The sequence below is a fragment of the Rugosimonospora africana genome (assembly GCF_016862975.1).
GTDB classification, from domain to species: domain Bacteria; phylum Actinomycetota; class Actinomycetes; order Mycobacteriales; family Micromonosporaceae; genus Rugosimonospora; species Rugosimonospora africana.
The window spans coordinates 264,311-289,727 of record NZ_BONZ01000015.1; the positions used below are offsets into that span (position 1 = coordinate 264,311).

23 protein-coding genes and 1 pseudogene are annotated in these 25,417 nt (G+C 71.4%); 19 read left to right on the forward strand and 5 right to left on the reverse strand.

Annotated elements, in window-relative coordinates; all coding sequences use genetic code 11:
- Positions 1 to 45: 45 nt before the first annotated feature.
- Together Raf01_RS09410 and Raf01_RS09415 are read left to right on the forward strand one after the other, a co-directional pair.
- The gene (locus Raf01_RS09410) at positions 46 to 1,272 is read left to right on the forward strand and encodes a winged helix-turn-helix domain-containing protein (protein WP_203917356.1); all 1,227 of its coding nucleotides are present in this window, start codon (positions 46 to 48) and stop codon (positions 1,270 to 1,272) included.
- Between the two features lie 38 nt (positions 1,273 to 1,310).
- A complete protein-coding gene (locus Raf01_RS09415; protein WP_203917357.1) occupies positions 1,311 to 1,856 on the forward strand; it encodes a DUF2752 domain-containing protein in 546 nt (181 codons plus the stop codon).
- A gap of 58 nt (positions 1,857 to 1,914) precedes the next feature.
- Here the strand turns inward: Raf01_RS09415 and Raf01_RS09420 are convergent, their stop codons facing one another.
- Both Raf01_RS09420 and Raf01_RS09425 read right to left on the reverse strand, forming a co-directional pair.
- On the reverse strand, positions 1,915 to 2,724 hold the full coding sequence (locus tag Raf01_RS09420; protein WP_203917358.1) for a DUF4097 family beta strand repeat-containing protein: 810 nt from the start codon (positions 2,722 to 2,724) through the stop codon (positions 1,915 to 1,917).
- A 113-nt stretch (positions 2,725 to 2,837) separates the two neighbouring features.
- Positions 2,838 to 3,329 carry an Arc family DNA-binding protein gene (locus Raf01_RS09425; protein ID WP_203917359.1) on the reverse strand — a complete coding sequence of 164 codons (492 nt, stop codon included), beginning with the start codon at positions 3,327 to 3,329 and terminating at the stop codon, positions 2,838 to 2,840.
- A 256-nt stretch (positions 3,330 to 3,585) separates the two neighbouring features.
- Between Raf01_RS09425 and thyX the strand changes: the two genes are divergently transcribed.
- The 3 genes and pseudogenes from thyX to Raf01_RS09440 all read left to right on the forward strand — a co-directional run bounded on the left by thyX (position 3,586) and on the right by Raf01_RS09440 (position 7,157).
- Complete coding sequence (gene thyX / locus Raf01_RS09430; RefSeq protein ID WP_203917406.1) at positions 3,586 to 4,329, forward strand: FAD-dependent thymidylate synthase; 744 nt, start codon at positions 3,586 to 3,588, stop codon at positions 4,327 to 4,329.
- A 149-nt stretch (positions 4,330 to 4,478) separates the two neighbouring features.
- Positions 4,479 to 5,426 carry a 4-hydroxy-tetrahydrodipicolinate synthase gene (gene dapA / locus Raf01_RS09435; RefSeq protein ID WP_203917360.1) on the forward strand — a complete coding sequence of 316 codons (948 nt, stop codon included), beginning with the start codon at positions 4,479 to 4,481 and terminating at the stop codon, positions 5,424 to 5,426.
- A gap of 37 nt (positions 5,427 to 5,463) precedes the next feature.
- Positions 5,464 to 7,157, forward strand: a pseudogene (locus Raf01_RS09440) (ribonuclease J).
- Positions 7,158 to 7,208: 51 nt separating this feature from the next.
- On the opposite strand, the gene Raf01_RS09445 reads toward Raf01_RS09440, so the two are convergent.
- On the reverse strand, positions 7,209 to 7,505 hold the full coding sequence (locus tag Raf01_RS09445) for a DUF1707 SHOCT-like domain-containing protein (RefSeq protein WP_203917361.1): 297 nt from the start codon (positions 7,503 to 7,505) through the stop codon (positions 7,209 to 7,211).
- Between the two features lie 71 nt (positions 7,506 to 7,576).
- Between Raf01_RS09445 and Raf01_RS09450 the strand changes: the two genes are divergently transcribed.
- The 10 genes from Raf01_RS09450 to pspM all read left to right on the forward strand — a co-directional run bounded on the left by Raf01_RS09450 (position 7,577) and on the right by pspM (position 18,869).
- Complete coding sequence (locus Raf01_RS09450) at positions 7,577 to 8,572, forward strand: hypothetical protein (protein ID WP_239133477.1); 996 nt, start codon at positions 7,577 to 7,579, stop codon at positions 8,570 to 8,572.
- Positions 8,573 to 8,633: 61 nt separating this feature from the next.
- Positions 8,634 to 11,069, forward strand: coding sequence for an FtsK/SpoIIIE family DNA translocase (locus Raf01_RS09455; protein WP_203917362.1), 2,436 nt, complete (start codon positions 8,634 to 8,636; stop codon positions 11,067 to 11,069).
- Positions 11,070 to 11,150: 81 nt separating this feature from the next.
- On the forward strand, positions 11,151 to 12,272 hold the full coding sequence (locus Raf01_RS09460; RefSeq protein ID WP_239133478.1) for a low temperature requirement protein A: 1,122 nt from the start codon (positions 11,151 to 11,153) through the stop codon (positions 12,270 to 12,272).
- 105 nt (positions 12,273 to 12,377) lie between these two features.
- Complete coding sequence (rimO, locus tag Raf01_RS09465) at positions 12,378 to 13,811, forward strand: 30S ribosomal protein S12 methylthiotransferase RimO (RefSeq protein ID WP_203917363.1); 1,434 nt, start codon at positions 12,378 to 12,380, stop codon at positions 13,809 to 13,811.
- Between the two features lie 112 nt (positions 13,812 to 13,923).
- Positions 13,924 to 14,520 (forward strand): CDP-diacylglycerol--glycerol-3-phosphate 3-phosphatidyltransferase, encoded by a 597-nt coding sequence (pgsA, locus tag Raf01_RS09470; protein ID WP_203917364.1) that lies wholly within the window; start codon positions 13,924 to 13,926, stop codon positions 14,518 to 14,520.
- A gap of 1 nt (position 14,521) precedes the next feature.
- Complete coding sequence (locus Raf01_RS09475; protein ID WP_203917365.1) at positions 14,522 to 15,373, forward strand: arylamine N-acetyltransferase family protein; 852 nt, start codon at positions 14,522 to 14,524, stop codon at positions 15,371 to 15,373.
- On the forward strand, positions 15,370 to 15,885 hold the full coding sequence (locus Raf01_RS09480; protein WP_203917366.1) for a CinA family protein: 516 nt from the start codon (positions 15,370 to 15,372) through the stop codon (positions 15,883 to 15,885). Before Raf01_RS09475 ends, Raf01_RS09480 begins: the two co-directional genes overlap by 4 nt.
- 225 nt (positions 15,886 to 16,110) lie before the next feature.
- Positions 16,111 to 16,785, forward strand: coding sequence for a helix-turn-helix domain-containing protein (locus tag Raf01_RS09485; RefSeq protein ID WP_203917367.1), 675 nt, complete (start codon positions 16,111 to 16,113; stop codon positions 16,783 to 16,785).
- Between the two features lie 430 nt (positions 16,786 to 17,215).
- The gene (locus Raf01_RS09490; protein ID WP_203917368.1) at positions 17,216 to 18,088 is read left to right on the forward strand and encodes a PspA/IM30 family protein; all 873 of its coding nucleotides are present in this window, start codon (positions 17,216 to 17,218) and stop codon (positions 18,086 to 18,088) included.
- Between the two features lie 28 nt (positions 18,089 to 18,116).
- Positions 18,117 to 18,869: a phage shock envelope stress response protein PspM gene (gene pspM, locus Raf01_RS09495; protein WP_203917369.1), complete on the forward strand. Its 753-nt coding sequence runs from the start codon at positions 18,117 to 18,119 to the stop codon at positions 18,867 to 18,869.
- A 43-nt stretch (positions 18,870 to 18,912) separates the two neighbouring features.
- Here the strand turns inward: pspM and Raf01_RS09500 are convergent, their stop codons facing one another.
- On the reverse strand, positions 18,913 to 19,707 hold the full coding sequence (locus Raf01_RS09500) for an Fpg/Nei family DNA glycosylase (protein ID WP_203917370.1): 795 nt from the start codon (positions 19,705 to 19,707) through the stop codon (positions 18,913 to 18,915).
- 105 nt (positions 19,708 to 19,812) lie between these two features.
- Between Raf01_RS09500 and Raf01_RS09505 the strand changes: the two genes are divergently transcribed.
- Both Raf01_RS09505 and Raf01_RS09510 read left to right on the forward strand, forming a co-directional pair.
- Complete coding sequence (locus tag Raf01_RS09505; RefSeq protein ID WP_203917371.1) at positions 19,813 to 21,036, forward strand: SLC13 family permease; 1,224 nt, start codon at positions 19,813 to 19,815, stop codon at positions 21,034 to 21,036.
- A 99-nt stretch (positions 21,037 to 21,135) separates the two neighbouring features.
- A complete protein-coding gene (locus tag Raf01_RS09510) occupies positions 21,136 to 21,609 on the forward strand; it encodes a GNAT family N-acetyltransferase (RefSeq protein ID WP_203917372.1) in 474 nt (157 codons plus the stop codon).
- A 90-nt stretch (positions 21,610 to 21,699) separates the two neighbouring features.
- On the opposite strand, the gene Raf01_RS09515 is transcribed toward Raf01_RS09510, so the two are convergent.
- Positions 21,700 to 22,485, reverse strand: a complete 786-nt coding sequence (locus Raf01_RS09515) for an SAM hydrolase/SAM-dependent halogenase family protein (protein WP_203917373.1) — start codon at positions 22,483 to 22,485, stop codon at positions 21,700 to 21,702.
- A 253-nt stretch (positions 22,486 to 22,738) separates the two neighbouring features.
- On the opposite strand from Raf01_RS09515, the gene Raf01_RS09520 reads away from it, so the two are divergent.
- Both Raf01_RS09520 and Raf01_RS09525 read left to right on the forward strand, forming a co-directional pair.
- Positions 22,739 to 24,034, forward strand: coding sequence for a right-handed parallel beta-helix repeat-containing protein (locus Raf01_RS09520; RefSeq protein WP_203917374.1), 1,296 nt, complete (start codon positions 22,739 to 22,741; stop codon positions 24,032 to 24,034).
- A 31-nt stretch (positions 24,035 to 24,065) separates the two neighbouring features.
- On the forward strand, positions 24,066 to 25,358 hold the full coding sequence (locus Raf01_RS09525) for a right-handed parallel beta-helix repeat-containing protein (RefSeq protein ID WP_203917375.1): 1,293 nt from the start codon (positions 24,066 to 24,068) through the stop codon (positions 25,356 to 25,358).
- The last annotated feature ends 59 nt before the right edge of the window (positions 25,359 to 25,417 follow it).

The following is a 25,417-nucleotide window of genomic DNA, read 5'->3' on the forward strand; positions in this document are numbered from 1 at the left end:
GCGCGACCGGCCGTAAACGTCGTACTCGCGGGCTAGTCTGCGGAAGTGATCGACTCGTTGTCCGTCGCCCAGGCGCGCCGCATTTCGCTGGCCGCGCAGGGTTTCCTCGACCCCGCGCCGGGCGGCGCGGTCGATCGCCGGCACCTGCGCCGGGTGCTGGGCCGGCTCGGGCTGTTGCAGATGGACTCGGTCAACGTGCTCCAGCGCGCGCACTACCTGCCGCTCTACAGCCGGCTCGGGCCCTACTCGACGGCCCTGCTCGACCGTGCCGCCTATCAGCGCGATCGGGAGTTGTTCGAATACTGGGGTCACGAAGCCTCGCTGCTCCCGGTCGACCTGCACCCCTATCTGCGGTGGCGGATGGCCGAGCAACACTCCTGGGGCGGGGTCACCCGGCTGGCCCGCGACCGGCCGGGGCTGATCGACTGGGTGCGTGACGAGGTGACCGAGCGGGGGCCGCTGACCGCGGCGGAGATCGAGGCCGACGTACCCCGGCGCACAGACCAGTGGGGCTGGAACTGGTCGGATGCGAAAACCGCCCTGGAGTGGCTGTTCTGGCGCGGCGAGGTACTGGTCAGCCGCCGCAACACCTCGTTCGCCAGGGTCTACGACATCCCGGAGCGGATCCTGCCGCGTGCCGTTCTCGACGCGCCCACCCCGGAGCCGGCCGACGCCTACCGCGAGTTGGTCCGGCGTTCGGCGATCTCGCTGGGCGTGGCGGCCGAGACGGATCTGCGCGACTACTTCCGGTTGCCGCTGCTGCCCGCCCGGGTCGCTGTCGCCGATCTGGTGGAGGCGGGTGAGCTGATTCCGGTCTCGGTGGCCGGTTGGAAGGTGCCGGCTTACCTGCACCGGGACGCCCGCCTGCCGCGTTGGATCCGGGCCAGCACGCTGGTCAGTCCGTTTGACCCCGTGGTGTGGAAGCGCGACCGCACCGAGAGGCTGTTCGACTTCACATACCGGATCGAGATCTACACACCGGCCGCCCAGCGCGTCTACGGCTATTACGTGCTGCCGTTCCTGCTGGGTGACCGGCTGGTGGCGCGGGTCGACCTCAAGGCCGACCGGGTCGCGTCCGTGCTGCGGGTGCCCGCGGCCTGGGCCGAGCCGAAGGCCCCGCCGGAAACCGCCGCGGCGCTGGCCGCGGAGTTGCACCGGCTGGCCGGCTGGCTGGGGTTGAGCGAGGTGGCCGCGCCGGAACGCGGCGACCTGGCCGGGCCACTCTGGGCCGAACTGGCTGAGGAACCGGCGAGCGATGCCGGTGTAGGTTGAGGGAGCCCGGTCGGATGGAGTCGGAACGAGGATCTGGCATGAGCAGCGAGGTTGTACCGCAGCCGGCGATACTGTCCGACCACGGTCACGATCACCCGCACCAACCGCAGGTCTACGTGCTGGCTCCGGCGCGGCCCACCGGCCCGGTGACCAGGCTGTTCATCCGCGTCTTCGCCAAGGTACCGGCGTGGGCCACTCCGCTCGCGGTGCTGGTGTGCTTCCTCGGCGGAGTCAGTTATGTGGTGGCCACCAACCCGACCGACGCCGACGCGTTCTCCAGCCCCACGTGCCTGATCCGGCTCACCACCGGGTTCGACTGTCCGGGCTGCGGTGGCACCCGTGCGTTCTGGTTCCTGTTGCACGGCAACATCCCGGCCGCCGCCCGGTCGCACCTGCTGGCCGTGTTCGCCGCGCCGTTCCTGGTCTACTGGTATGTCGCCTGGTTGGCCGACACGGCGTTCAAGTGGAAGCTGCCTCCGCTGCGCCTGACCCCGAAGGCCATCTCGATCTTCCTGTCCGCGTGGGGGATCTTCACCATCGCCCGCAACCTGCCCTGGGCCCCCTTCAACTGGTTCTTCGTCTAGGGAGCGCTCACGGCCGGGAGCGGGCCAGTTCCTGGCCCGCTCCGAGTCGCCCGGTGGCTCACGCCGACGTCGGGACGACCACCCGGTGGATGTCGATGTCGCCGCTCGCGGTGCGCAGGGTGAGCGCGAGGTCCGGCTGACCGCCACCCGCCGGGCCGCCGGACATGTCCAGGTCGCTGTGGGTACGGCCGGAAGCCGTGATGACGTCGAGCCAGACGCTGGTGCCCTGCGCGACGCCGACGTTCACGCCTCCGGAGGCGGTCTTCAGCTTGACCGCGCCACGCCGGACGCGGCCGATGTTGATCGTGCCGGATGCGGCGGTCCCCTGGACCGATCCACCCGCCTCATCGATGGTCAGGTCACCACTGGTGATGTGTGCCGTCACGTCACCGCCGACTAGCGTCAGTGTGACGTCACCGGAGGCGGCGTCGGCTGCGGCGCGGCCATCGACCCGATCGACCAGGATGTGCCCGCTGGCCGTCTTCACCGATGCGTCGCCCGTCACGTGCTCGACCGCGACGTCCCCGGACGCGCTCTTCAACCGGGCGTCGGCGAACCGGCCGCGGCACCGCGCGTCCGCCGAGGCCACCCTGACCTCCAGCGTGCAGTCCAGCGGTACCCGGACGTCCACGCGTACCCGCGCGTGGCGGCGTAGCAGCCAGCCGCTGGCGTCGGGCGTCTCGATGACCAGCCGGTCGCCGACCAGCTGCACGGTGGTGCGGGCGGCGGTGTCCTGGGAGGCGTCGCTGTCGTCCCACGGCGTGACGGTGACGGCCGCGGTGTCGCGTGGCTCGGCGGTGATATCCAGGCCGCCCGCGGCGACGTGGGCGTCGACGGTGACGGGTGTGGGGCAGGGGAACTCAGGCATGATCGGCTGTCCTTTCCGGGCGTGGTTGATTCTGTCGAGGACGTCTTCGGCTGGTCGCGTGATTGCCGGTGGCCTCCGGCCTAACGGCGCGGCGGCGGTGAACCGGGCACCGGTCACGCCTGGGCGTATCCGGTCAGCCGCCGGCCGAAGGTGCGCGGCTGATTGGGTTGACCGGGCTGTTCCGGATTCCGGCGCAGGGCGGCGGCGACCGCCTTGACCAGCCAGGCGTTGACCGAGACACCCTCGGCCGATGCGGCGTGCTCCACCTGGTCCTTGATCTGTTCGGGCAGGCGCAGCGTGATCCGGGCGACGTCACCGGTCTCCGGCGCTGGCGTCACCGGCGGTGCCGTCTCGTCGACCATGGCCACCTCGGTGACCACGAGTTCGGCGTCGCGGCCGCGCAGGCGCACCTCGATGCTGGCCGAGCCGAGCCGTGCGGTGATCTCGGCGGCCGCGTCGGAGAGCAACTCCAACATGGTCAGCCGGGCCGAGGCGTCCAGCGAGCCAGTGAGCAGGTCGGCGGCGCTGCGGACGTCCGGGCCGCCGGGGGCGGCACTGGCGGCGAGGTCCCGGCGGAGGGATTCGAGGTACGGGGTCAGGTCCATGACGTCACTATGACACCAGTCGCGACGTCAGTCAATCGTCACTCTGATGTCGCGATGTCGACCAGTCTGGCTCGGCGCGTCTGGCGCCGCGCCACGACCCAGACCAGTCGGTCGACCAATCTGGCTCGGCGGGTGTGGCGCCGCGCCACGACCCGGACCAGTCGGGTGACGGGCCGGGCAGACGCTCCAGCGGCCGCACTCACCCGGTCGACCGTTAGGCTCGGGAAGTCAGAGGAGAGGAGCCGCCGTGCCGGAGATCGTTGAGCCCCAGGTCAAGCTCATCGCCTGGACGCACTTCGAGGTGCCAGGGGACGTGCCCTGGTCCACCGACGCGGACGGCGGTCAGGCGCTCGCCGAGTTTGCCGGCCGGGCCTGCTACCAGTCGTGGAACAAGCCGAACCCGGCCACCGCCACCAACGCCGGCTACCTGGCCCACATCCTCGATGTCGGGCACCTGTCGGTACTGGAGCACGGCACGGTGACCTTCTACTTCACCGGAGTCTCCCGTTCCTTCACGCATGAGCTGATCCGCCACCGGCACTTCTCGTACAGCCAGCTGTCTCAGCGCTACGTGCCGGAGCGCGACGCCGCCGTGGTGGAGCCGGACGTGATCGCCGAGGATCCGGAACTGCACAAGAAGTTCGTCGAGGCGTCGGAGGCGGCGGTACGGGCGTACACGGAGTTGCTGGAGGGGCTGGAGAAGCGGTTCGCCGACATCCCCAACGCGACCCTGCGCCGCAAGCAGGCCCGGCAGGCGGCCCGCTCGGTGCTGCCGAACGCGACCGAGACGAGGATCGTCGTCACCGGCAACTACCGCGCCTGGCGCCATTTCATCGCGATGCGCGCCTCCGAGCACGCCGACGTGGAGATCCGCGAACTCGCCGTGGAGTGCCTGCGCCAGCTCAAGGGCGTGGCGCCCAACGTATTCGCCGACTTCGTCATCTCGTCGCTGGACGACGGTACGGAGATCGCGGCGAGCCCGTACGCGTGGGAGTCGTGACCGGCGCACACGAGACGAGGGGTGCCGGCCTCCGCCACAGCCCGGCTCCGGCGACGCGCCCCGGACAGACGGGCGAGCTCCGGTGGTGACGGGCCCAGCCGGACGCCGTCGCCATCCGTTACACCACTTCAGTCGGTTAGGTTGAGAGCATGACGAGCAGGGTTACCGATCCGCGCCGGCCCTTCGGCCGGCTGTTGACCGCGATGGTCACGCCGTTTCGTTCGGATGGCTCGGTGGACCTCGACGGCGCCGCCCAGCTGGCCGCCCACCTCGTGGACGAGCAGGGCAACGACGGCCTCGTGATCAGCGGTACCACCGGCGAGGCGCCCACCACCAGCGACGCGGAGAAGGAAGCGCTCCTGCGCGCGGTGGTCGAGGCGGTCGGCGACCGGGCGAGTGTGGTGGCCGGGGTCGGTACCAACGACACCCACCACACGGTGGAGCTGACCCGGGCCGCCGAGAAGGCCGGCGCCCATGGGGTTCTCGTGGTCACGCCGTACTACAACAAGCCGCCGCAGCCCGGCCTCATCGCGCACTTCACGGCCGTGGCCGACGCGTCGGCGCTGCCGCTGATGCTGTACGACATCCCGGCCCGGGCCGGCACGGCTATCGCGACAGAGACGCTGGTCCGGCTCGCCGAGCACGAGCGCATCGTGGCGGTCAAGGACGCCAAGGGCGACCTGACCGCGACGTCCTGGGTGACCAGCCGCAGCGACCTGGCCTTCTACAGCGGGGACGACGCGATGACGCTGCCGGTGCTGTCGGTCGGTGGCGTCGGACTGGTGGGCACGAGCACCCACCTCACCGGCGCCAGGGCCAAGCGGCTGATCCTGGCGCACGAGGCGGGGGATGTCGCCGGGGCGCTGGCCCTGCACCGCGAGCTGCTGCCGTTGTTCACCGGCATCTTCCGCACCCAGGGGGTGATCCTGGTGAAGGCGGCGTTGTCGCTGCTCGGTCTGCCCAGCGGGCCGGTCCGGCCGCCGATGGTCAACGCGACCGACGCGGAGATCGACGTCCTGCGTGCGGACTCCGCCGAGGCCGGGATCGTCCTGCCCGAGTCGTCGCCCCGGGCGGATGCGGGGACCTCCGCATGGTGACCCGGGCCGGCGCCGGATCGACCGTACAGGTGGCGTCATGAATCCGAACTTCGAAACCGCGGATGTTCCACCGCCTCCGCTGGCGGCCGGTGCCCTGCGGGTCACCCCGCTGGGCGGCCTCGGGGCGATCGGCCGCAACATGACCGTCTTCGAGTACGACGGCCGGCTGCTGATCGTCGACTGCGGGGTGCTGTTCCCGGATGTCGACCAGCCCGGTGTCGACCTGATCCTGCCGGACTTCTCGGCCATCCTGGACCGGCTCGACGACGTCCAGGCGATCGTGCTCACCCACGGGCACGAGGACCACATCGGCGCGGTGCCGTACCTGCTCGCGCACAAGCCCGACATCCCGCTGGTCGGCTCCCAGTTCACCCTGGCGCTGGTCGAGGCGAAGCTCGCGGAGCGGCGGATCGAGCCGTACACGCTGACCGTCCGTGAGGGCCAGACCGAGATGCTCGGCCCGTTCCGGTGCGAGTTCTTCGCGGTCAACCACTCCATCCCGGACGCGCTCGCGGTCGCGATCCGCACGTCGGCCGGAGTCGTGCTGCACACCGGCGACTTCAAGATGGACCAGTTGCCGCTGGACGGCCGGCTCACCGACCTGCCCGGGTTCGCCCGGCTCGGCGCGGACGGAGTGGACCTCCTGCTCGCCGACTCGACCAACGCGGAGGTACCCGGCTTCGTCGCGCCCGAGCGCGAGATCGGCCCGGTACTGGACAGCATCTTCCGCGCCGCCAAGGGCCGGATCATCGTGGCCTCGTTCGCCTCGCACGTACACCGGGTCCAGCAGGTACTCGACTCGGCCGCGGCTCACAACCGGAAGGTGGCGTTCATCGGGCGGTCCATGGTCCGCAACATGGGCATCGCCCGCGACCTGGGCCTGCTGCGCATCCCGGGTGGCCTGGTGGTTGGGCTCGACGAGGCGACCACCCTGCCGCCGGAGCAGATCGTGCTGATGTCGACCGGGTCGCAGGGCGAGCCGATGAGCGCGCTGGGCCGGATGGCGACCGGCGACCACCGGCACATCGTCATCGCGCCCGGCGACACCGTGGTGCTGGCGTCCTCGCTGGTACCCGGCAACGAGACCGCGGTCTACCGGGTGAGATCAACCAGCTGTCCCGGGCCGGCGCGTTCGTGGTGCACAAGGACGTCGCCAAGGTGCACGTGTCCGGCCACTCGCCGGCCGGCGAGCTGCTGTACCTGCTCAACCTCGTCAAGCCGAGTAACTTCCTGCCGGTACACGGCGAGTGGAGGCACCTGCGGGCGCACGCCCGGCTGGCGGTGGAGTCCGGAGTCGCGCCGGAACACGTGGTGCTCTGCGAGGACGGGGACGTCGTCGACCTGGTCGACGGCCAGGCCCGCCTGGTCGGCCACGTGAAGAGCCGGTACGTGTACGTGGACGGCCTGGCCGTCGGCGACGTGGGGGAGTCGCTGCTCACCGAGCGGCGCATCCTCGGCGACGGCGGGTTCATCGCGGCGACGGTGGTGGTGGACTCGGTGACCGGCAAGGTCGTCGGCGGTCCCACGGTCTCGGCGAAGGGCTTCTCCGACGACCCGGCGGTGTTCGAGGCGATGCTTCCGCTGGTGACGGAGGCGCTGGACCGGGCCGCGCAAGAGGGCATCACGGATCCGCACCAGCTCCAGCAGATCGTGCGCCGCACGGTCGGGCGGTGGGTCAACGACACCTACCGGCGCCGTCCGATGATCTTCCCGAACGTGGTCGAGGTCTAGCGCGGGCGTCTCGCGTGGGCGCCGCCGGCCGCGTTGTCTGGCGGCGCCCGCTCAGCGCAGCGCGGCCAGGCCGGCGACCACGATCAGGGCGAGGAACGCCAGCGCGAAGGCGATGCCGAGCTGGCCGGCGCGGGAGCGCGCCGCGGTCGCCTCGGGATCGGGCCGCGGATCCGCTGGCAGGTCGCTGGTCACTTCGGCCAGTTCACCGTGGGTACGGGCGGCGAGCGTGCGGTCGACCCGTTCGGCGTACTCGTCGAGGTTCAGCCGTCCGGCCGCGGTGTGCCGCTCCAGCGCGTGCACGACCTGCCGCCGGTCGTCGTCCGACGCCCGCTGCTGCGATCCGTCCATGCCTGACAGGGTAGGCCCGTGGGGGCAGCGCGGGCGGGACGCCCGACGGTAACGTGGCCCCACTCAATCTCATGGATTTGCTGGGGGTGGTCCTCATGCAGGAACGATCGCCGGGCGGCGGCCTGCTCGTCATCGAACGGATCCTGCGTGACCGCGCCGGGATCTGGAGCCAGATCATCGAGGAGCGCGGGCTCCGCGAGCTGATCGTGCAGATGCTGGTCAGCTCCGGTATCAGCCTCGCGCTGTACGGTGCCGTGCTCGGCGCGTCCTACGGCTGGCAGCAGGCGCTGTCGTCGTTCGTCAAGCTGCCGCTGCTCTTCCTCGTCACCCTGTGCATCTGCCTGCCCACGCTGTACCTGTTCAATCTCGTCTTCGGCGCCCGGCTGTCGGTGGTGCAGGCGGTCGCACTGATCTTGGTGGCTATCACGGTCACCGCGGTGCTCACTCTCGCGTTCGCGCCGATCAGCCTGTTCTTCCTGGTCACCGCGCAGAGCTACGCGTTCTTCAAGCTGCTCAACGTCGCGATCCTGATGCTCTCCGCCATCGTCGGGCTCCGCTTCCTGATCGCGGGCATGCGCGCTCTCAACGAGTACCAGGAGATGAAGAGCTTCACGGCGGCGACGAAGCAGACACCCGTCGAGGCCGCGCCCGCACCCGCACTGGTCCCGGTCCCGGTCGGGGTCAACGGCGCCGTGCCGGTGGGCACCGAGCACGCCCCGCCCGAGGTCGTCGCCGCGGCGGTGGCGCAGCCGGCTCCGGTCGTGTCGGCGGTGCCCATGCCGGCGCAGCCGCCGATGGTGCCGCCGGCGCTGGCCGCCGTACCGTTCGGCCAGCAGCCGTTCCCGCGTCCGGTACCGCCGCCGCATGCTCAGCCGCGCCAGGCGAGCATGGGGCTGCTGTACATCTGGATCCTGCTGTTCGGCTTCGTCGGCACCCAGCTCGGCTGGACGCTGCGACCGTTCTTCGGCGACCCGGGCCAGCCATTCGGCCTGTTCCGCCACTTGAGCGGCACGTTCTACGGCGACATCCTGAACACCATCGGCCAGTTGCTCGGTGTGAGCGGCTGACCGGGCCGGGCGGCCGGCGAGCCTGGCACGAATAGCGGCACGCCGCCGCTACCGTTGCAGCATGGCGGGCCGCACCTCTCAGGCGAGCCGGCGCCGCGGTACGTCGGCACGGCGTCGGAGCGGATATGCGCGTACCCGCGGCGTCGGTCCTCTCGACGTCCTCGGAAGGCTCCTCGTCCTGCTCTGGATGGGCGTCGCGCACGGCGTCGGCTGGCTGGTCCGGGCCGTCGGCCGGCGCGCCGCCGATGCCCGTGAGCTCGACCCGGAGCACCGCCGCGACGGGGCCGGACTGCTGGTCCTCGCGCTGGCCCTGCTGACGGCCGCCGCCGTGTGGTTCCGGGCCGGCGGCCCGTTCGGCGACTACATCGCCCAGCTGACCCGGCTGCTCATCGGCAGCATCGCGGTCACGCTGCCGATTCTGCTGCTGATCAGCGCGATCCGGCTGATGCGGGCGCGGGACGAGGAGCCGCGTCCCGGTCGCGGGATGGTCGGCTGGACGGCGCTGTTCGTGGGCACCGCGGGACTGCTCCACGTCGCCGCGAGTGAGCCGACCGACCTGCACGGCATGCAGAGCGCCGGCGGCCTCCTCGGCCGGGCCGCCGGTGGACTGCTGGCCGGCGCTGTCACCGCCTGGGTGGCGGTACCGCTGCTGCTGATGCTCTCCGCGTTCGGGCTGCTCGTGGTCACTTCGACACCGATCAACCGCATTCCGCAGCGGTTGGCGCAGCTGCGCGACCTCGCTCTCGGCCGCACCGCCGAGGAGTCGGAGGCCGAGGAGGCCGAGGAGGCGCTCGACGACGAGGAGGTCGAGCCGGAGCCGGCACCGGTGCGCCGTCGCCGGCCGTCCCGCAGGCGGCAGGCGACGTTCGCCGAGGAGCCCGACGACGAACCGCACGACGAGGAGCCCGAAGAGGCTGAGGAGGCGCCGCCGCCCCGAGCCCGGAAGGTTTCCCGGAAGCCGCAGACGCCTCCGGAGCACTCGCCGCTACCGAGCAGGGCGGAGCAGCTGACCCTCACCGACGGAGGCGGGTACAAGCTGCCCCCGCCGCACCTGCTCGCTGTCGGCGACACGCCGAAGGCGCGCAGCAAGGCCAACGACGAGATGATCAGCGCACTGCAGGGGGTCTTCGAGCAGTTCGACGTGGACGCCGCGGTCACCGGTTTCACCCGCGGCCCGACGGTCACTCGGTACGAGGTCGAACTCGGGCCGGGTGTGAAGGTCGAGCGGATCACCCAGCTGTCGCGCAACGTCGCGTACGCGGTGAAGTCTCCGGACGTGCGCATCATCAGCCCCATTCCGGGCAAGAGCGCGGTCGGAGTGGAGATCCCCAACGTCGACCGGGAGACCGTGGCGCTCGGCGACGTGCTGCGTTCCCGGGTCGCGACCGGCGACCACCATCCGCTGGTCGCCGCGCTCGGCAAGGACATCGAGGGCGGGTACGTCGTGGCCAACCTGGCCAAGATGCCGCACATCCTGATCGCCGGCGCGACCGGCGCCGGTAAGAGTTCGTGCCTGAATTCGCTGCTGGTCTCGCTGCTGACCCGGTCCACCCCGGACGAGGTACGGCTGCTGCTGGTCGACCCGAAGCGCGTCGAGCTGACCTCGTACGAAGGTGTACCGCACCTGGTCACGCCCATCGTGACGAACCCGAAGAAGGCCGCCGACGCGCTGGACTGGGTCGTCCGCGAGATGGACATGCGCTACGACGACCTGGCGGCCAGCGGCGTCCGGCACATCGACGACTACAACAAGAAGGTGCGCGCCGGGCAGATCAAGCCCCCGCCGGGCAGCGAGCGGGTCATCCGCCCGTACCCGTACCTGCTGGTGGTCGTCGACGAGCTGGCCGACCTGATGATGGTCGCGCCGCGTGACGTCGAGGACGCGGTGGTTCGGATCACACAGTTGGCCCGTGCGGCGGGCATCCACCTCGTACTGGCGACCCAGCGGCCGTCGGTCGACGTGGTGACCGGCCTCATCAAGGCCAACGTGCCCTCCCGCCTCGCGTTCGCCACCAGCTCGCTGGCCGACTCCCGGGTGATCCTCGACCAGCCCGGTGCGGAGAAGCTGATCGGCCGGGGCGACGGCCTGTTCCTGCCGATGGGGGCGTCGAAGCCGATCCGGATCCAGGGCGCCTGGGTCACCGAGTCCGAGATCCAGGACGTGGTGAGGTTCTGCAAGGACCAGCGGGAGCCGGAGTTCCGGCCGGACGTGCTGACGCCGGTCCAGGAGAAGAAGAAGGTCGACGAGGACATCGGCGACGACCTCGACCTGCTGGTGCAGGCGATCGAACTCGTGGTGACCAGCCAGTTCGGCTCCACCTCGATGTTGCAGCGCAAGCTGCGGGTGGGCTTTGCCAAGGCGGGCCGGCTGATGGACCTGATGGAGACCAGGGGCATCGTCGGGCCGTCGGAGGGGTCGAAGGCCCGTGAGGTACTCATCAAGCCCGATGAGTTGGGCGGCGTGATGGCCGAGTTGCGCGGGGCGGCGGCGGGCTGAGGCGCTCTCCCGGCGGAGCCGGGTTGTGGCGGCACCCACGCGTCCAGGTCGGGCTCGAGGCCGCATGGGTAGTCTCGCGACGTGGTGGAGGCGGAGAGGGCGACCGAGCCGGCGGTGCGGGTAAGCACGCTTGAGCTCTTCTTCGACCTTGTCTTCGTGTTCACGGTGACGCAGCTGACAGGCGTCTTCGCCGACGACATGACGGTCCCCGCGGTCCTTCGCGTCATGCTGCTGCTCGGGCTGATCTGGTGGATGTACGGCGGCTACGCCTGGCTCACCAATGCCGTCGCGCCGGTCAGCTCGTACCGCCGCGCCATGATGATCACCGGAATGGCCGGCTTCCTCGCCATGGCGCTGGCCATCCCGCACGCGTTCGGCAGCACCGGCTGGGCATTCGGGGTCGGGTACTTCGCGGTCAACCTCGTCCACAGTGGACTGTTCCGGTACTCCGCCGGCGCGAACGCGGCACGGGCCGTGGCCGGTCTCTTCCCGTTGAACCTGACGAGTGCTGGCCTGGTACTGGCCGGCGGGTTCCTGCCGGGCGCCTGGCGGGACCTGGCCTGGGGTGCGGCGCTCCTGGTGCAGATCGTGTCGCCGTACCTGCACCCGATCGGCGGGTTCACGATCTCCGCGGCGCACTTCGTCGAGCGGCACGGCCTGGTCGTCATCATCGCGCTGGGCGAGTCGGTGGTCGCGATCGGCGCCGGTGCCCGTGGCACGCCGCTGAGCTGGCGGCTGATCCTGGCAGCGGTGCTCGGCCTCGTCCTGTCGTACTACCTGTGGTGGGCGTACTTCGGTGGCGATGACGAGCGCGCGGAGCACGCCATGGACCGCATCGAGGACGCCAAGCGGCGGGCCAGGACCGCGATCCGTGCCTACGGGTACGCGCACTACCCGATCCTGCTGGGCATCGTGCTGGTGGCCGCCGGCGTCAAGAGCGTGATCGGGCACACATTCCAGCCGCTGGGCACCCCGGCCGCCCTGACCCTGGGAGGCGGCGTCGCGGTGTTCCTGGCCGGCGACCTGATCTTCCGGCGGATCATGCGGATCGGCCGGCCCTGGTACCGGCTGGCCTGCGTGGCCGGTGCGCTGCTCACCGTGCCGGTCGGCTGGGTACTGGGCATCTGGCAGCTGGCCGCGGTCACCGCCGTGCTGACCGTCCTGCTGTCGGTGGAGGCGCACGGGCGGCCTCGCCGGATCTGACGTGAGTCCCCGCGGGACAGGCCCAGTACCGCCTTTCGGCGTCGCCCCACGGTCTGCGCACGGGCGGACCGCGATCCCCTCCGACCGGCCCGGTAACCTCGGAGGATGCCCGTACCCGCCCCCGAAGGCCGCCGCGTCGCGCTGCTCACGCTCGGCTGCGCGCGCAATGAGGTCGATTCCGAGGAGCTGGCGGCCCGGCTGTCCGGCGACGGTTGGCAGGTGACCACCGACGGGTCCGCCGCCGACGTCGTGCTCGTGAACACCTGTGGCTTCGTGGAGAAGGCCAAGCAGGACTCGATCGAGACGCTGCTGGCCGCCGCGGACACCGGCGCCAAGGTGGTGGCGACCGGCTGCATGGCCGAGCGGTACGGGCGTGAGCTGGCCGACAGCCTGCCGGAGGCCGCCGCGGTCCTCGGTTTCGACCACTACCCGGACATCTCGGCCCGACTGTCCGCGATCGCGGCCGGCGAGACCGTGGAGTCCCACACCCCGCGTGACCGCCGCACGCTGCTGCCCCTGACTCCGGTCGAGCGGCACACCGCCACGGTCGTGCAGCCCGGCCACGCGACCGTGGACCGGCACACGCCCGCGCATCTGCGGCCCGTGCTGCGCCAGCGGTTGACCAAGGGGCCGGTCGCCTCGCTCAAGCTGGCCAGCGGCTGTGACCGCCGGTGCGCGTTCTGTGCCATCCCGACGTTCCGCGGCGCGTTTGTCTCCCGTACCCCGGACGAACTGCTCGCCGAGGCCGAGTTCCTGGCCCGCGACGGGGTCCGTGAGCTGGTGCTGGTGAGCGAGAACTCCACCTCGTACGGCAAGGATCTCGGCGACCCCCGGCTGCTGGAGAAGCTGTTGCCGCAGCTCGCCGGGGTGGACGGCATTGTCCGGGTACGGGTGTCCTACCTCCAGCCCGCCGAGACCCGTCCGGGCCTGGTCGAGGTGATTGCCACCACGCCGGGCGTCGCGCCCTACTTCGACCTGTCCTTCCAGCACTCGTCCGAGCCGGTGCTCCGCCGGATGCGCCGGTTCGGGTCGACCGAGCGGTTCCTGGAGTTGCTGGACTCGGCCCGTGCGCTGGAACCCGAGGCCGGAGCGCGCAGCAACGTGATCGTGGGCTTCCCCGGCGAGACCCGGGCCGACGTCGCCGAGCTGGAGCGGTTCCTGACCGCCGCCCGGCTGGACGCGATCGGGGTGTTCGACTACAGCGACGAGGAGGGCACCGAGGCGGCCGGGCTGCCCGGCAAGGTCGCCCGGGCGACGATCAAGCGCCGGTACGAGCGGCTGTCCGCACTGGTCGACGAGCTGTGCGCCCAGCGGGCCGAGGAGCGGATCGGCTCGACGGTCGAGGTGCTGGTCGAGCAGGTCGACGCGGAAGGTGTCGAGGGCCGGGGCGCGCACCAGGCGCCGGAGATCGACGGCAGCACCACGCTGGTCGGCGACGTGGCCGGGCTGCGGCCCGGCGATCTGGTCACCGCGGTGGTCACCGGCAGCGTGGGGGTCGACTTGATCGCGTCCCCCGTCGCGGGGGCCGGGCCGGCATGAGCGAGCGCCGGATGGGCGAGCGCGGCGGAGCCGCTCCTCCCGTGAGGATCAGGAGTCAGAGTTACAGCACGTCGGTGCCTCATGCCGGACCGCAGCGGAGCGAGGATTCGGCATGAGCGAGACGCCGGAGCCTGCGGTGGGAGCGGCGCGGCGCGACGTCTCGATCGCAAACCCGGCAAATGCCCTGACCGCGCTGCGGCTCGTGCTCGTCCCGGCGTTCGCCGCGCTGACCGTGGGTTCCGGCATGGCCCACTCCGGGCTGCGGATGCTGGCCTGCGTTGCGTTCGTCGTCGCCTCGCTCACCGACTTCGTGGACGGTTGGATCGCCCGTACCTGGAATCTGATCACCGCATTCGGCAAGGTCGCCGACCCGATCGCGGACAAGTTGCTGACCGGTACCGCGCTGGTGCTCCTGTCCTGGTACGGCCACCTGCCCTGGTGGGTGACCGTGGTGATCCTGGCCAGGGAACTGGGCGTGACCGGGCTGCGGTTCTGGGTCATCCGGCACGGGGTGATCCCGGCCAGCCGGGGCGGGAAGATCAAGACAACTCTCCAGATCCTCGCGATCGCCTGGTACCTGTGGCCGTTCTCGGCGGCCGTGGAGCGGGTGGGGGCAGCGATCATGGCGGCGGCGGTGGTGGTTACCGTGATCACCGGCGTGGATTACGTGGTACGGGCCGTCCGGCTGCGCCGATCGGGGAGGGCATGACGTGCTGGAGCTCGACGTCACCGGATACCTGAACCGGCTCGGCATCGTCGATCCCGGCCCGCCGAGCGCGGACGGGCTCGCCGCCCTGCAGCGGGCGCACGTCGAGCGGGTGCCGTACGAGAATCTGCACATCCATCTCGGTACCCCCACCACGATCAACCCGTACGACTCGGCCGCCCGGATCCTGGCCGGCCGGGGCGGGTACTGCTACCACCTCAACGGGGCCTTCTCGCTGCTGCTGTCCGCGCTCGGATACTCGGTGCGCTGGCATCGCGCCGGCGTACAGAGCAGGAATGAGCCGAAGCCGGTCGGCGCGAACGGCAATCACCTGGCGCTGTCCGTGCACGGGCTGCCCACCCGGGGCAACCCGGACGGCATGTGGCTGGTCGACGTCGGGCTCGGGGACGGGCCGTACGAGCCGCTGCCGTTGCGCACCGGCGAGATCATCGACGGCCCGTTCCGGTACCGGCTGGAGCCGTCCGGCGTGGAGTTCCTCGGCTGGCGGTTCAACCACGATCCGGCTGCCAGCATCACCGGGTTCGACATGCGGGCGGACACCGCCGTGCAGGGCGACTTCGAGCGGCCGCACGAGTGGAAGTCCACGGCGCCGGAGTCGCCGTACGCGCGCACGGTCGTCGTGCAGCGACGCGACTCGACTGGTGCCGACCTGCTGCGCGGCCAGGTGCTGTCCCGGTCGCCGGCCGGTGGGCAGCGCGAGTTGACCAGCCAGGCGGAGTGGTACGAGGCGCTCGCCGACGTGTTCGGGCTCGCCCTGAGCGACGTGGGCGCGTACGAGCGGGAAGCGCTGTGGCGCCGGGTCTGCGCGGCACACGAGGCATGGCAGGCGGCATGAGCGGATCCGGTACTTCGGGCGGCGGGCCGGGCGCCGCCGCGCCTGTCTCGATCACCCGCGTACTGGACGCGTTGCGCGGCCGGCGGCAGACCCTCTCGGTCGCCGAGTCGCTGACTGGCGGCCTGCTGGCCGCGACGATCGTCGACGTACCCGGAGCGAGCACCGTCTTCCGGGGCGGCCTGGTGGTCTACGCCACCGACCTGAAGGCGACGCTGGCCGGGGTGGACGCGGCGCTGCTCGCCGAGCGCGGGCCGGTCGATCCGGATGTCGCCGCGGCCCTCGCGCTCGGCGTGAGCGAGCGCTGCGGTACCGACTGGGGCCTGTCCACCACCGGTGTCGCCGGGCCGGGCCCGCAGGACGGGGTCGCGGCCGGCACTGTCTACATTGGACTCCACGGCCCCGGCGGCGCGGACGCGGTACGGCGCCTCGCCCTGGACGGCGACCGGTCGGCGATCCGCCGCAACGTCGTGACGGCCGCGCTCGCCCTGCTGGCCGGCGCGGTCGGGATCTAGATCTCGCTCCGGATCGGGGCGGAAGCCCGGCCGATCGAAGATCAACTGCCCGCGCGCCCCGGCTCACGGGCGTACCGTCTATAAGTCCAGGCTTACTCCGATGGGGCCGTGCGGGACCGGGAAGCCGGCGCGGCCGGCCGGTGTTGCGGCCAATGGGCTGGCGGGGCAGTGGTGTCGTTGTCGGCAGAAGCGGGTACCGTGGCGGGAAACCGCGAGGGGGGTGCGATGATCCTGTTACGTCGGGTGATCGGCGACGCACTGCGAGCCCGCCGCCAGGCACAGCACCGGACCCTGCGCGAGGTTTCCACCGCGGCGAACGTCAGTTTGGGCTATCTGTCCGAAATCGAGCGGGGTCAGAAGGAAGCCTCCAGCGAGCTGTTGGCCGCTGTCTGCGACGCGCTAGGCGCGCGGCTTTCCGAGCTTCTGCACGAGGTCAGCTCCACGGTCGCCAGCAGCGAGCGGGGCGAGGTGGGGGTCGGCGGGTCCGAGCGGCGGGGCGTGCCCGAGCAGGGCAGCGCGGCACTGATCGGCGAGCGCGACACGACCGGGACCGATCCCAAGGGTCAGGATTCGGCGGAGCCGGCGCTGGCCGGCGCGGCCGAGGGCGGCGAGGCGCAGCCGGCGATGGCGGGCGCGGCCGAGGCCCGGGGGCCGGTGGAGCCCGCGCTGGCCGGCGTGGCCGCACCGGCGCGCCCCGCGCTGGCGGTCAGCCGCGGGCGGGGCTCGGCGAAGTCCGCCGCGCTCGGAAACGCCAAGAACAGGCGGGTGGCGCCGGTCGCCCAGACCAGCGTGTCGACGACCATGGACGGCCACGTGTCGGTGACCATCCGGCGGGACACGCCACTGTCCACCACGCTGCGCACCCGGACGTTCCGGCGAGACGTGCTCTCCGGAGTGTGACCGGGCTCTCTGTCGACCAGTCTGGCTCGGCGTGTCTGGCGCCGCGCCACGACCCAGACCAGTCGCCGACCAGTTTGGCTCGGCGTGTCTGGCGCTGCGCCACGACCCAGACCAGTCGGGCCGCCATGGCCATCGATCGCCACGCCCGTCGATCAAGGGCGCATCGTGATCAGCTCGAATCCACCCGATCACCGGCCGAGATCGCCATTCGATCAAGGCGAGGGTCGTTCGCCAGACAGCCGGCGAACTGGCCGGGCGGTGGCATAAGCGGGCACACTAGGTACCTGGGGCCGGCCCGGACAAGCGTATTCTCCGGACCAACCCTGAGTTGCCCCGTAGCCGGCGTGACGGGTTCGCATCCTCCTGCGACGATGGGGAAGACGACACAGGCGATGCACATCACAACGGCCGCAGAGAGGAACCGACAGATATGGCGAATCCGTTCGTCAAGGGCTGGCGCTACTTGATGGCGCTGTTCGGCGCCAAGATCGACGAGTACGCCGATCCGAAGGTGCAGATCCAGCAGGCGATCGAGGACGCTCAGCGCCAGCACCAGGCCCTTGTCCAGCAGGCCGCGGCGGTGATCGGTAACCAGCGCCAGCTGGAGATGAAGCTGTCCCGGACCATGGACGAGGTACAGAAGCTTCAGTCCTCCGCGCGCCAGGCCCTGGTACTCGCCGACAAGGCCCGTTCCGGGGGCAACGAGGACGAGGCGGTCAAGTACGAGAACACCGCGCAGACCTTCGCCACCCAGCTGGTCTCCAGCGAGCAGTCGATGGAGGACCTGAAGACCCTGCACGACCAGGCGCTGTCGGCCGCCACCCAGGCACGCCGGGCGGTGGAGAACAACGCGCAGATCCTTCAGCAGAAGCTCGCCGAGCGCACTCAGCTGATGAGCCAGCTGGAGCAGGCCAAGATGCAGGAGACCGTGGCGAGGTCGCTGGAGTCGATGTCGTCGCTCGCCGCGCCGGGCAACACGCCCTCGCTGGACGAGGTCCGGGAGAAGATCGAGCGCCGGTACGCGACGGCCATGGGCCGGGCCGAGCTCGCATCGAACTCGGTCGAGGGGCGCATGCTCGAGGTGCAGAAGTCCACGCTGGACATGGCCGGTGCCTCGCGGCTGGAGCAGATCCGGGCGAGCATGGCCGGCGAGCAGCTGGCCGCGGCGCCGGCGCAGCCCGCCGTGGAGGCCGGTCCGGCGGCGACGGCAAACGCGCAGAAGGACGCGAGCGTGTCGCGGCTGGATGAGATCCGGGCGAGCATGGCGCGCGACAAGGCGAGTGGGGACCAAGCCACCGGCTGAGCCTGACGGCGGTACGGGGGGAGCGGCAATGGCTGATCAACGAGCACGGTATTTCCGGCAGCTCCGCCGGCTACGCCGCTCCGCCCGCCTGTGGAGCGTACTGGCCGGGACGTTCGCCGGCGCGACCGCGGTTCTGGTGCCGTACCACGGGGTGGGTTGGCTCGATGCGGTCTGGGCCGGGTTGACCGGCGGCTCGGCGGTGCTGACCTGGTGGCGGTGGAGCGACCTGCGCGAGCTGGCCGCCCAACCGGCCCCGGAGCCGGAGCCGGCCCGTGCCGGTGCCCGCAACTGGACCCGGATCGAGGGGCTGGTCTCGCGGCTGCCGGCCGGTCGCAGCGCGGTCGCCGAGCTGCAGCGGGTACGGACCCGGGCGCGGCTGCGCGGATCCTCGGTCGTACCGGCCTGGACCCGGCTGGATCGCGCCTCGCAGACCTTCGACGGGCTGGCCGGACGGTTGGACGGTTCGGCACAGCCGGTGGCGCGGGAGGCGGCGCAGGCCGAGCGGACCCTGCGTGACCTGGGTGAGCGAACCGCCGCGGTGGAGCGGGCACTGGCGGTCACACCGGGCGACACCGAGCTGGAGCAGGCTCACGCCGAACTGCTCGCACACTTCACCGAGGGCGTCGACGCGTACGAGAAGCTGGTCGGTGCGGCAGCCGGCTATGTCGCGCAAGATGGCCGGATGGCCGTCGACGGGACTTCGATCGGGCGCCTGCGGGAGGCCACGGACCTGCTGCGCGGAATCGCGGCCGGCCTGGCCGAGCTGCGCACGATCGGCTGAGCCCGGCCAGTCGGGCCAGCCTTCAGGATCAGCCTCAGCGGGGTCAGCCCGGGCCCGGTTGGCAGGACGGGCACCAGTAGGTGACCCGCTCGCCCTGCTCCGCCTTCTCGATCAGGGTCCCGCAGCGCCCGCAGGGCACCGCGTGGCGCCCGTACACGTAGGTGGTCTGGCCCTTCCGCAGCGACCCGGTGGTGCTCTGGGTCCAGCGCCCCTGGTTCGCGGTGAGCAGCTTCTTGGCCAGCGCGACGAGCGCGCCGAGGTCGTCCACCTCCCGGACCGGGGTCCACGGCCAGACGCCGCGCAGGTAGAGCAGCTCGGACTTGTAGAGATTGCCGATGCCGGCGAGGTTGGACTGATCCAGCAGCGCCTCGGCGATCGTGGTGTCCGGGTGGGTGGACAGCCGCCGGACCGCTTCGTCCGGGTCCCAGTCCGGTCCGAGCAGGTCGGGCCCGAGGTGCCCGACCAGGCTCTCCTCCTGCCCGGTCGGGATGAGCGCGAGATCGTGCAGGTGGTATCCGACCGCGACCTGGTCGGCGGTGCGCACCACCACCCGGATCAGGTGCGCGGGGCGGGCCGCCCAGCGGGCACCCGGCTGGTAGACGCGCCAGGCGCCGTCCATGCGCAGGTGCGAGTGCAGGCTCAGGCGACGGTCGCCGTCCGGCAGGGTGACCCGGAGGAACAGGTGCTTGCCTCGGCTGACCGACTCGGTGACCATCGCGCCGGTCAGATCGACGGTGGCAAGCTGCGGTACCCGGAAATCCGAGGCGGTCAGCCGCCGACCCGCGAGCGCGCGATGCAACACCCGCGCGGTGTTCCAGACGGTATCCCCCTCCGGCATCCCACCATCCTGCCGTACCCGCGACCCGGCGACGACCCGTGACGGGGATCGCAGCGGGCTCTGTTCCCGGGCGCCGGTCCCGGTACGCGGATAGCATCCCGCCCGATGAGCGAGGACGGGAACGCGCAGCCGGCCCGGCCCCGTGCCGGCTGGTTGGGCCTCCACACGCTGGACTGGGTCGCGATCGCCCTACTCGCCACCGGGATCGGGTTCGTGGCCAGCGGCCTGCTGCCGCTGTCCGAAACGGACACCACGATGCGGCGCGTCCTGCCGATCCTGGTGTTCCTGTTCACGGTGATCCCGCTCGCCGAGCTGACCGCGGCGGCCGAGGTGTTCGACGTCATCGCGGCCTGGATCGCGCGGACGGCCCGCGGCAGCTATCCGGCGCTGTTCGTGCTCTGCGTCGCGCTGGCCTCATTCACCACCATCACCCTCAACCTGGACACGACCGCGGTCCTGCTGACGCCGGTCATGCTGGCGCTGGCGGCGAGGATCGGGGGTCGCCCGCTGCCGCTGGCGATGACCACGGTCTGGCTGGCCAACACCGCGAGCCTGCTGTTGCCGGTGTCCAACCTGACCAATGTGCTCGCCGCCGGGCGGATCGGGCTGCCGCCGGTGGTGTTCGCGCACCGGATGGCGCTCCCGCAACTGGCCGCCATCCTCGCGACGATGCTGTTCCTCTGGCTCTTCTACTGGCGGCGCGGGGTGCGCGGCGCGGACCGGTACCCGCCGCCCGATCGGCTGCGGCCGAGGCGTCCGGTGCTGTTCGCCGTCTGTGTCGCCGCCTGCCTGCTGTTCGTGGTGGGCATTCTGGTGGAGGTACCGCTGGCACTGGCGTCGAGTGCCGCGGCGGCCATCGCGGTCGCCGGCTTCCTGGCCTTCGACCGGCGCGATCTGCGCTGGGGGCTCATCCCGGTGCGGCTGCTGGTGTTCGTCACCGGGCTGTTCCTGGTGATGCAGACGATCGGCCGGCACGGGCTGGACGGCGTGCTCCGGACACTGATCGGGACCTCGGACGGCACCGCGGGACTGCTGCGGGCGGCGGGCGTGGGCGCCGGGCTGTCGAACGTACTCAACAATCTGCCGGCGTACCTGGCGGGCGAGGCGGTGGTGTCGGTCGCCCACCACGACCAGGTGCTGGCCCTGCTCATCGGTACGAACGTGGCACCGATCATCACGCCGTGGGCGTCGCTGGCGACCCTGATCTGGTACGAGCGCTGCCGTTCGGAGGGGGTCACCGTGTCGCTGGGCCGGTTGAGCTGGACCGGTGCGTGCCTCGCGGTGGTCGGGCTGGCCGGAGCGGTCGGCGCCCTGCTGCTGACCCGGTGATCCGACCCGAGTGGCGGCCACGCGTCAACCTGGCTGCCGGCCTCCGGCCCCGGCCCGGTTGCCCCCTCCTGGACCGTCCCGGCGCGTACCGTCTGTCGGATGGAAATCCGTCTGGCGTCCGTCGAGGACCTTCCGGCGGTGGTCGCACTGTCCGCTGGGCTGTTCGCCGAAGACGGCGGGCTGCGCGACGAATACCTCGACGTGGACTGGCCGAACCGGGAGGGTCGCCGCTACTACGGCGCGGTAATCACCACGCAGCACGCGGCGTGCTGGGTCGCGGTACTGGACGGGCGCACGGTCGGGTACCTGGTCGCGCGGGTGAACGGGCCGTACCCCACCCGGCCGATCAAGGTGGGCGAACTGGAGAACGTCTTCGTCGAGCCCGACTACCGAGGCCAGGGTGTGGGCACCGGCCTGGTGGCGGCGTTCGCGCGATGGGCGGCGGACTCGGGTGCGCAACGGCTGGCGGTGACCGCGTACGCGGCCAATGAACGCGCGATCGCGTTCTACCGGCGGCATGGCTTCACGCCCCGGTCGCTGAGCCTGGAGTCGGGGGTCGACGCGGTCCGCTGACATGCTGGCCGGCGTGGGCGGTGCTCGCCTCCGCCAAGACCCGGCTCCGGCTGCGCTCCACCAGCGGGCGTGGGCCGTGCTCGCCTCCGCTCAGCGCGTGGCCACGCGCAGCACGTCGCCGGCCGACACCGCGAGCGCGACCACGGCACGCCCACCGTTGATGGCCAGCGCCACCCGGTCGGCCGAGTCCACGTAGACGACCAGGTCGCCCGGGGGCGCGTCGCCGAACGTGCCGCCCTTGACCGCGCGAAGGCCGCCGGCGATCAACTGGTCGCCGAGGTCGTCCAGCGCCTGACCGGGCGCGGCCAACTGGACGTTGCCGAACCGGTCCACGGTCAGCACCTCGGCCTCGATGTACCCGTCGCCGATGGTGACCACCGGGTCGGGCAGCCGTACCAGGGTGGCCGGGTCGAGCGGGGTGCCGGCCGACTTGACCGGTGTCCCTCCGGCCAGCCGCGCCCCCACCGGGGCGAACACATCCCGGCCGTGGAAGGTGCGGGAGACCTCGGGCAGGAACCAGCCCGGATCGTCCAGGTGTACCGCCAGCTCCACGCCGCCGAGCGCGTCGGCGGCGGCCGGAAGCAGGCCGTTGTCCGGCCCGACCAGGATGGCGTTGGGCGCCTGGATGGCGATCGGGCGGCGGGCCGTGCCGACTCCCGGGTCCACCACCGCGACGTGCACAGCGATCGGCATGTGCGTCACCGCTTGCGCGAGCACGGCCGAGCCCCGGGCGACATCGCCGGGCGGGATCTGGTGGGTGATGTCGATGACCCGTACCCAGTCCGCGCGTCTGGCGATCACTCCGTGCACGGCGGCGACGAACCCGTCGGTGAGGCCGTAGTCGGTGGTCAGCGTCATCCAGCGATAGCTCGGCATGTCCCCGAGATTAGTAGCGGTCCGCACCTCCACCATGTGGGGCTTTTCTGGCGATTAATACCTGAGATCCCTTCATCAAACCTATGGTCGTATCAGCAGCTTGGCGTCGGGCCCCGACTGGTCTGGGGCGCCGCGCGGTGCGGTGCGGTGCCTGACGCGCCGGGCCGGACTGGTCGACGACTGGTCTGGGTCCTGGGCGCGGCACCTGACGCGCCGAGCCGGACCAGTCGAAAAAGAGAGGCGGGTGGCTCAGATGACGGAGGACACGGCCGGGCGGGCCGCTCGGTCTCCGGTTCCTGACCTGACCGTCCGGGCACGGCCGGGGCTGGTTCGGGGCCTCCTCGCCGGTACCGTGGCGGCCGGGCTGGCCGGGGCGGTCGCACTCGTGCCCGGGCTGCCCGCGGTGGGCGCCGGTGCGGGTGCGCCGGTCGTGCGGTCGGTGGCCTGCGACTCGGACGCCCTGATCGAGGCGCTGCTGCTGGCGAACGCGGGCTCCGGCGGCACGCTGTCGCTGGCTCGCCAATGCACGTACACCCTGACGGTCAACCAGGACGGCAACGGCCTGCCACCGATCACCCAGGCGGTCAACATCCTGGGCAACGACGCCCGGCTCGTCCGCGAGGCGACCGCGGCACCGTTCCGCGTCTTCAACGTGCGCGCCGGCGGGGACCTCACGCTGCGCGGCCTGACGGTGGCTGGCGGATCGGCCGCGGCCGCGGCATCGAGCGGCGGCGCGATCCGCATCGAGCAGGGCGGGGCCGGCACGTTCACCGATGTCACGTTCTCCGGGAACAACGCCCAGTCGCAGGGTGGAGCGGTCTTCAACGCGGGCAGTCTCAGCCTCGTCGAATGCGTCCTGCGCGGCAACGCCAGCGGGCTGGACGGTGGGGCCGTCTTCAACACCGACTCGCTGACCGTCGACCGCTCCAGGCTGGAGGGCAACTCATCCACCAATGGAGGAGCGCTCACCGCCGAAGGCAAGGTCACGATCAGGAACAGCACGCTTGCCGGGAATCACGCGACCGGCGGTGGCGCGATCGATACCCGGATCGGCCCGATCTCGCTGACCATCGACCAGAGCACGATCAGCGGGAACAGCGCCTCACGAAGCGGCGGCGCGATCTCGACCACCGGTGAGACCTACGTGCGTCACAGCACGGTCGACGGGAACACCGCGGGGCAGGTGGGCGGCGGGATCTTCAACCTGCAGGATCTGACGGTCGAAGACAGCAGGATCACCGGGAACACGGCGACGACCTTCGGCGGCGGGATCGACAACGGCACCGCGAACGCCCAGGCCGTGATACGCCGCAGCGAGGTCAGCGGCAATACCGTCTCCGATGCGGGCGGGGTGGCCGGCGGCATCGGCAACCGCGACGGCACGCTCGTGGTGAACTCGACGCGGATCACCGACAACGTCTCGACGACCGCGCCCGGTGGCGTCTTCACCACCACGCCGGTGACCGTGGACAACGCCTCGACCATCGTGCGGAACCGGCCCACCAACTGCGCCGGCAGCCCCGTGCCGGTACCTAACTGCTCCGGCTGACCTCCGGCGTTCGCGAAAGGTGGAACCTTCGATGTCCAGGGATGAAGCCGACCCGGCGGTGGCGCCGCGGCGGGCGGGTACGGTCCGGCGGCTGGCGGTACGGGTACTGGTCGCCGGGCTCCTGGCCGCGGCGGTGGCCGGGCTGGCGGGTACCGCACGGCCCGGCATGAGCCTGGCGGCGCTGCCGCGCCCGGGTGCCGGTACCCCCGTGTCGTGCGACCCGGCCGCGCTCATCGCGGCGATCGAGCGGGCCAACGCGAACGGTGGCGGAACCCTGGCTCTGGCTCGCGACTGCACCTACTCGCTGGCCGCCGATGCGGGAAACCAGTTCGGGCTGCCGGTCATCGCCCAGCCCATCACGCTGCTCGGCAACGGCGCAACGATCGCGCGTGCGGCCACCGCGCCCGCTTTCGGCATCTTCGGCGTCGCCTTCAGCGGCGACCTGACCCTGCGGGACCTGACCCTCACCGGAGGCAGCACCAACTCGTCGATTCAGGGCGGTGCCATCTCGATGGAGTCCGGCGCTCAGGTGACCGTCATCCACTGCGTGCTTACGAACAACCGGTCGCCGCAACGGGGTGGTGCCATCGTCAACACCGACGGAGTCTTGCGCGTCGTCGACTCCACGTTCACCGGCAACAGCACCGGCAGCCTCGGCGGGGCGATCTACAACACCGCGGACCTGACCGTGGAGAATTCCACGCTGTCTGGCAACTCCGCGGGCAGCGGTGGAGCGATCCTCACCTTCGGCGTCGCCCACCTGACCAACACCACGCTTCGCGGCAACCGCGCCACGGTCGAGGGCGGCGGGATCGCGGTGGAGCTCACCGGTACCTCCACGACGCTGGACCACAGTACGGTCACCGGAAACACCTCGGCGCTCGGCGGCGGCATCTTCAGCGCGGCCGTGATCACCCTGCGGGAGAGCACGGTCAGCGGTAACACCGCATCCGGCGACGGCGGCGGGATCGCCAACGAGGGAACGCTGGTGTTCCTCCGCAACAGGATCACCGGCAACACGGCGGGTGGCAACGGCGGCGGGCTGCTGAACACCGACTCCCGGGCGAACGCGGTGGTCCGGGACAGCGACGTCGACGCGAACCGGGCGGTCGGCACGGGTTCGTCCGCCGGCGGTGTCGCCAACAGCGGTGGGAGCCTTGCCCTGCAACGGGATCAGGTGACCGGCAACAGCGCGACGACACCACCCGGCGGAGTGTCCACCGACAACGCGGCGGTCAACGTCGACCCCGGTACGGTCATCGTCGGCAACCGGCCCACCAACTGCGCAGGGAGCGCCGTCGCGGTACCCAACTGCTTCGGGTGAGCCGTCGCGGTAGCCAACTGCTCCGGGTGAGCCGGCGGGCGGCGGAGGCGTCCAGCCGC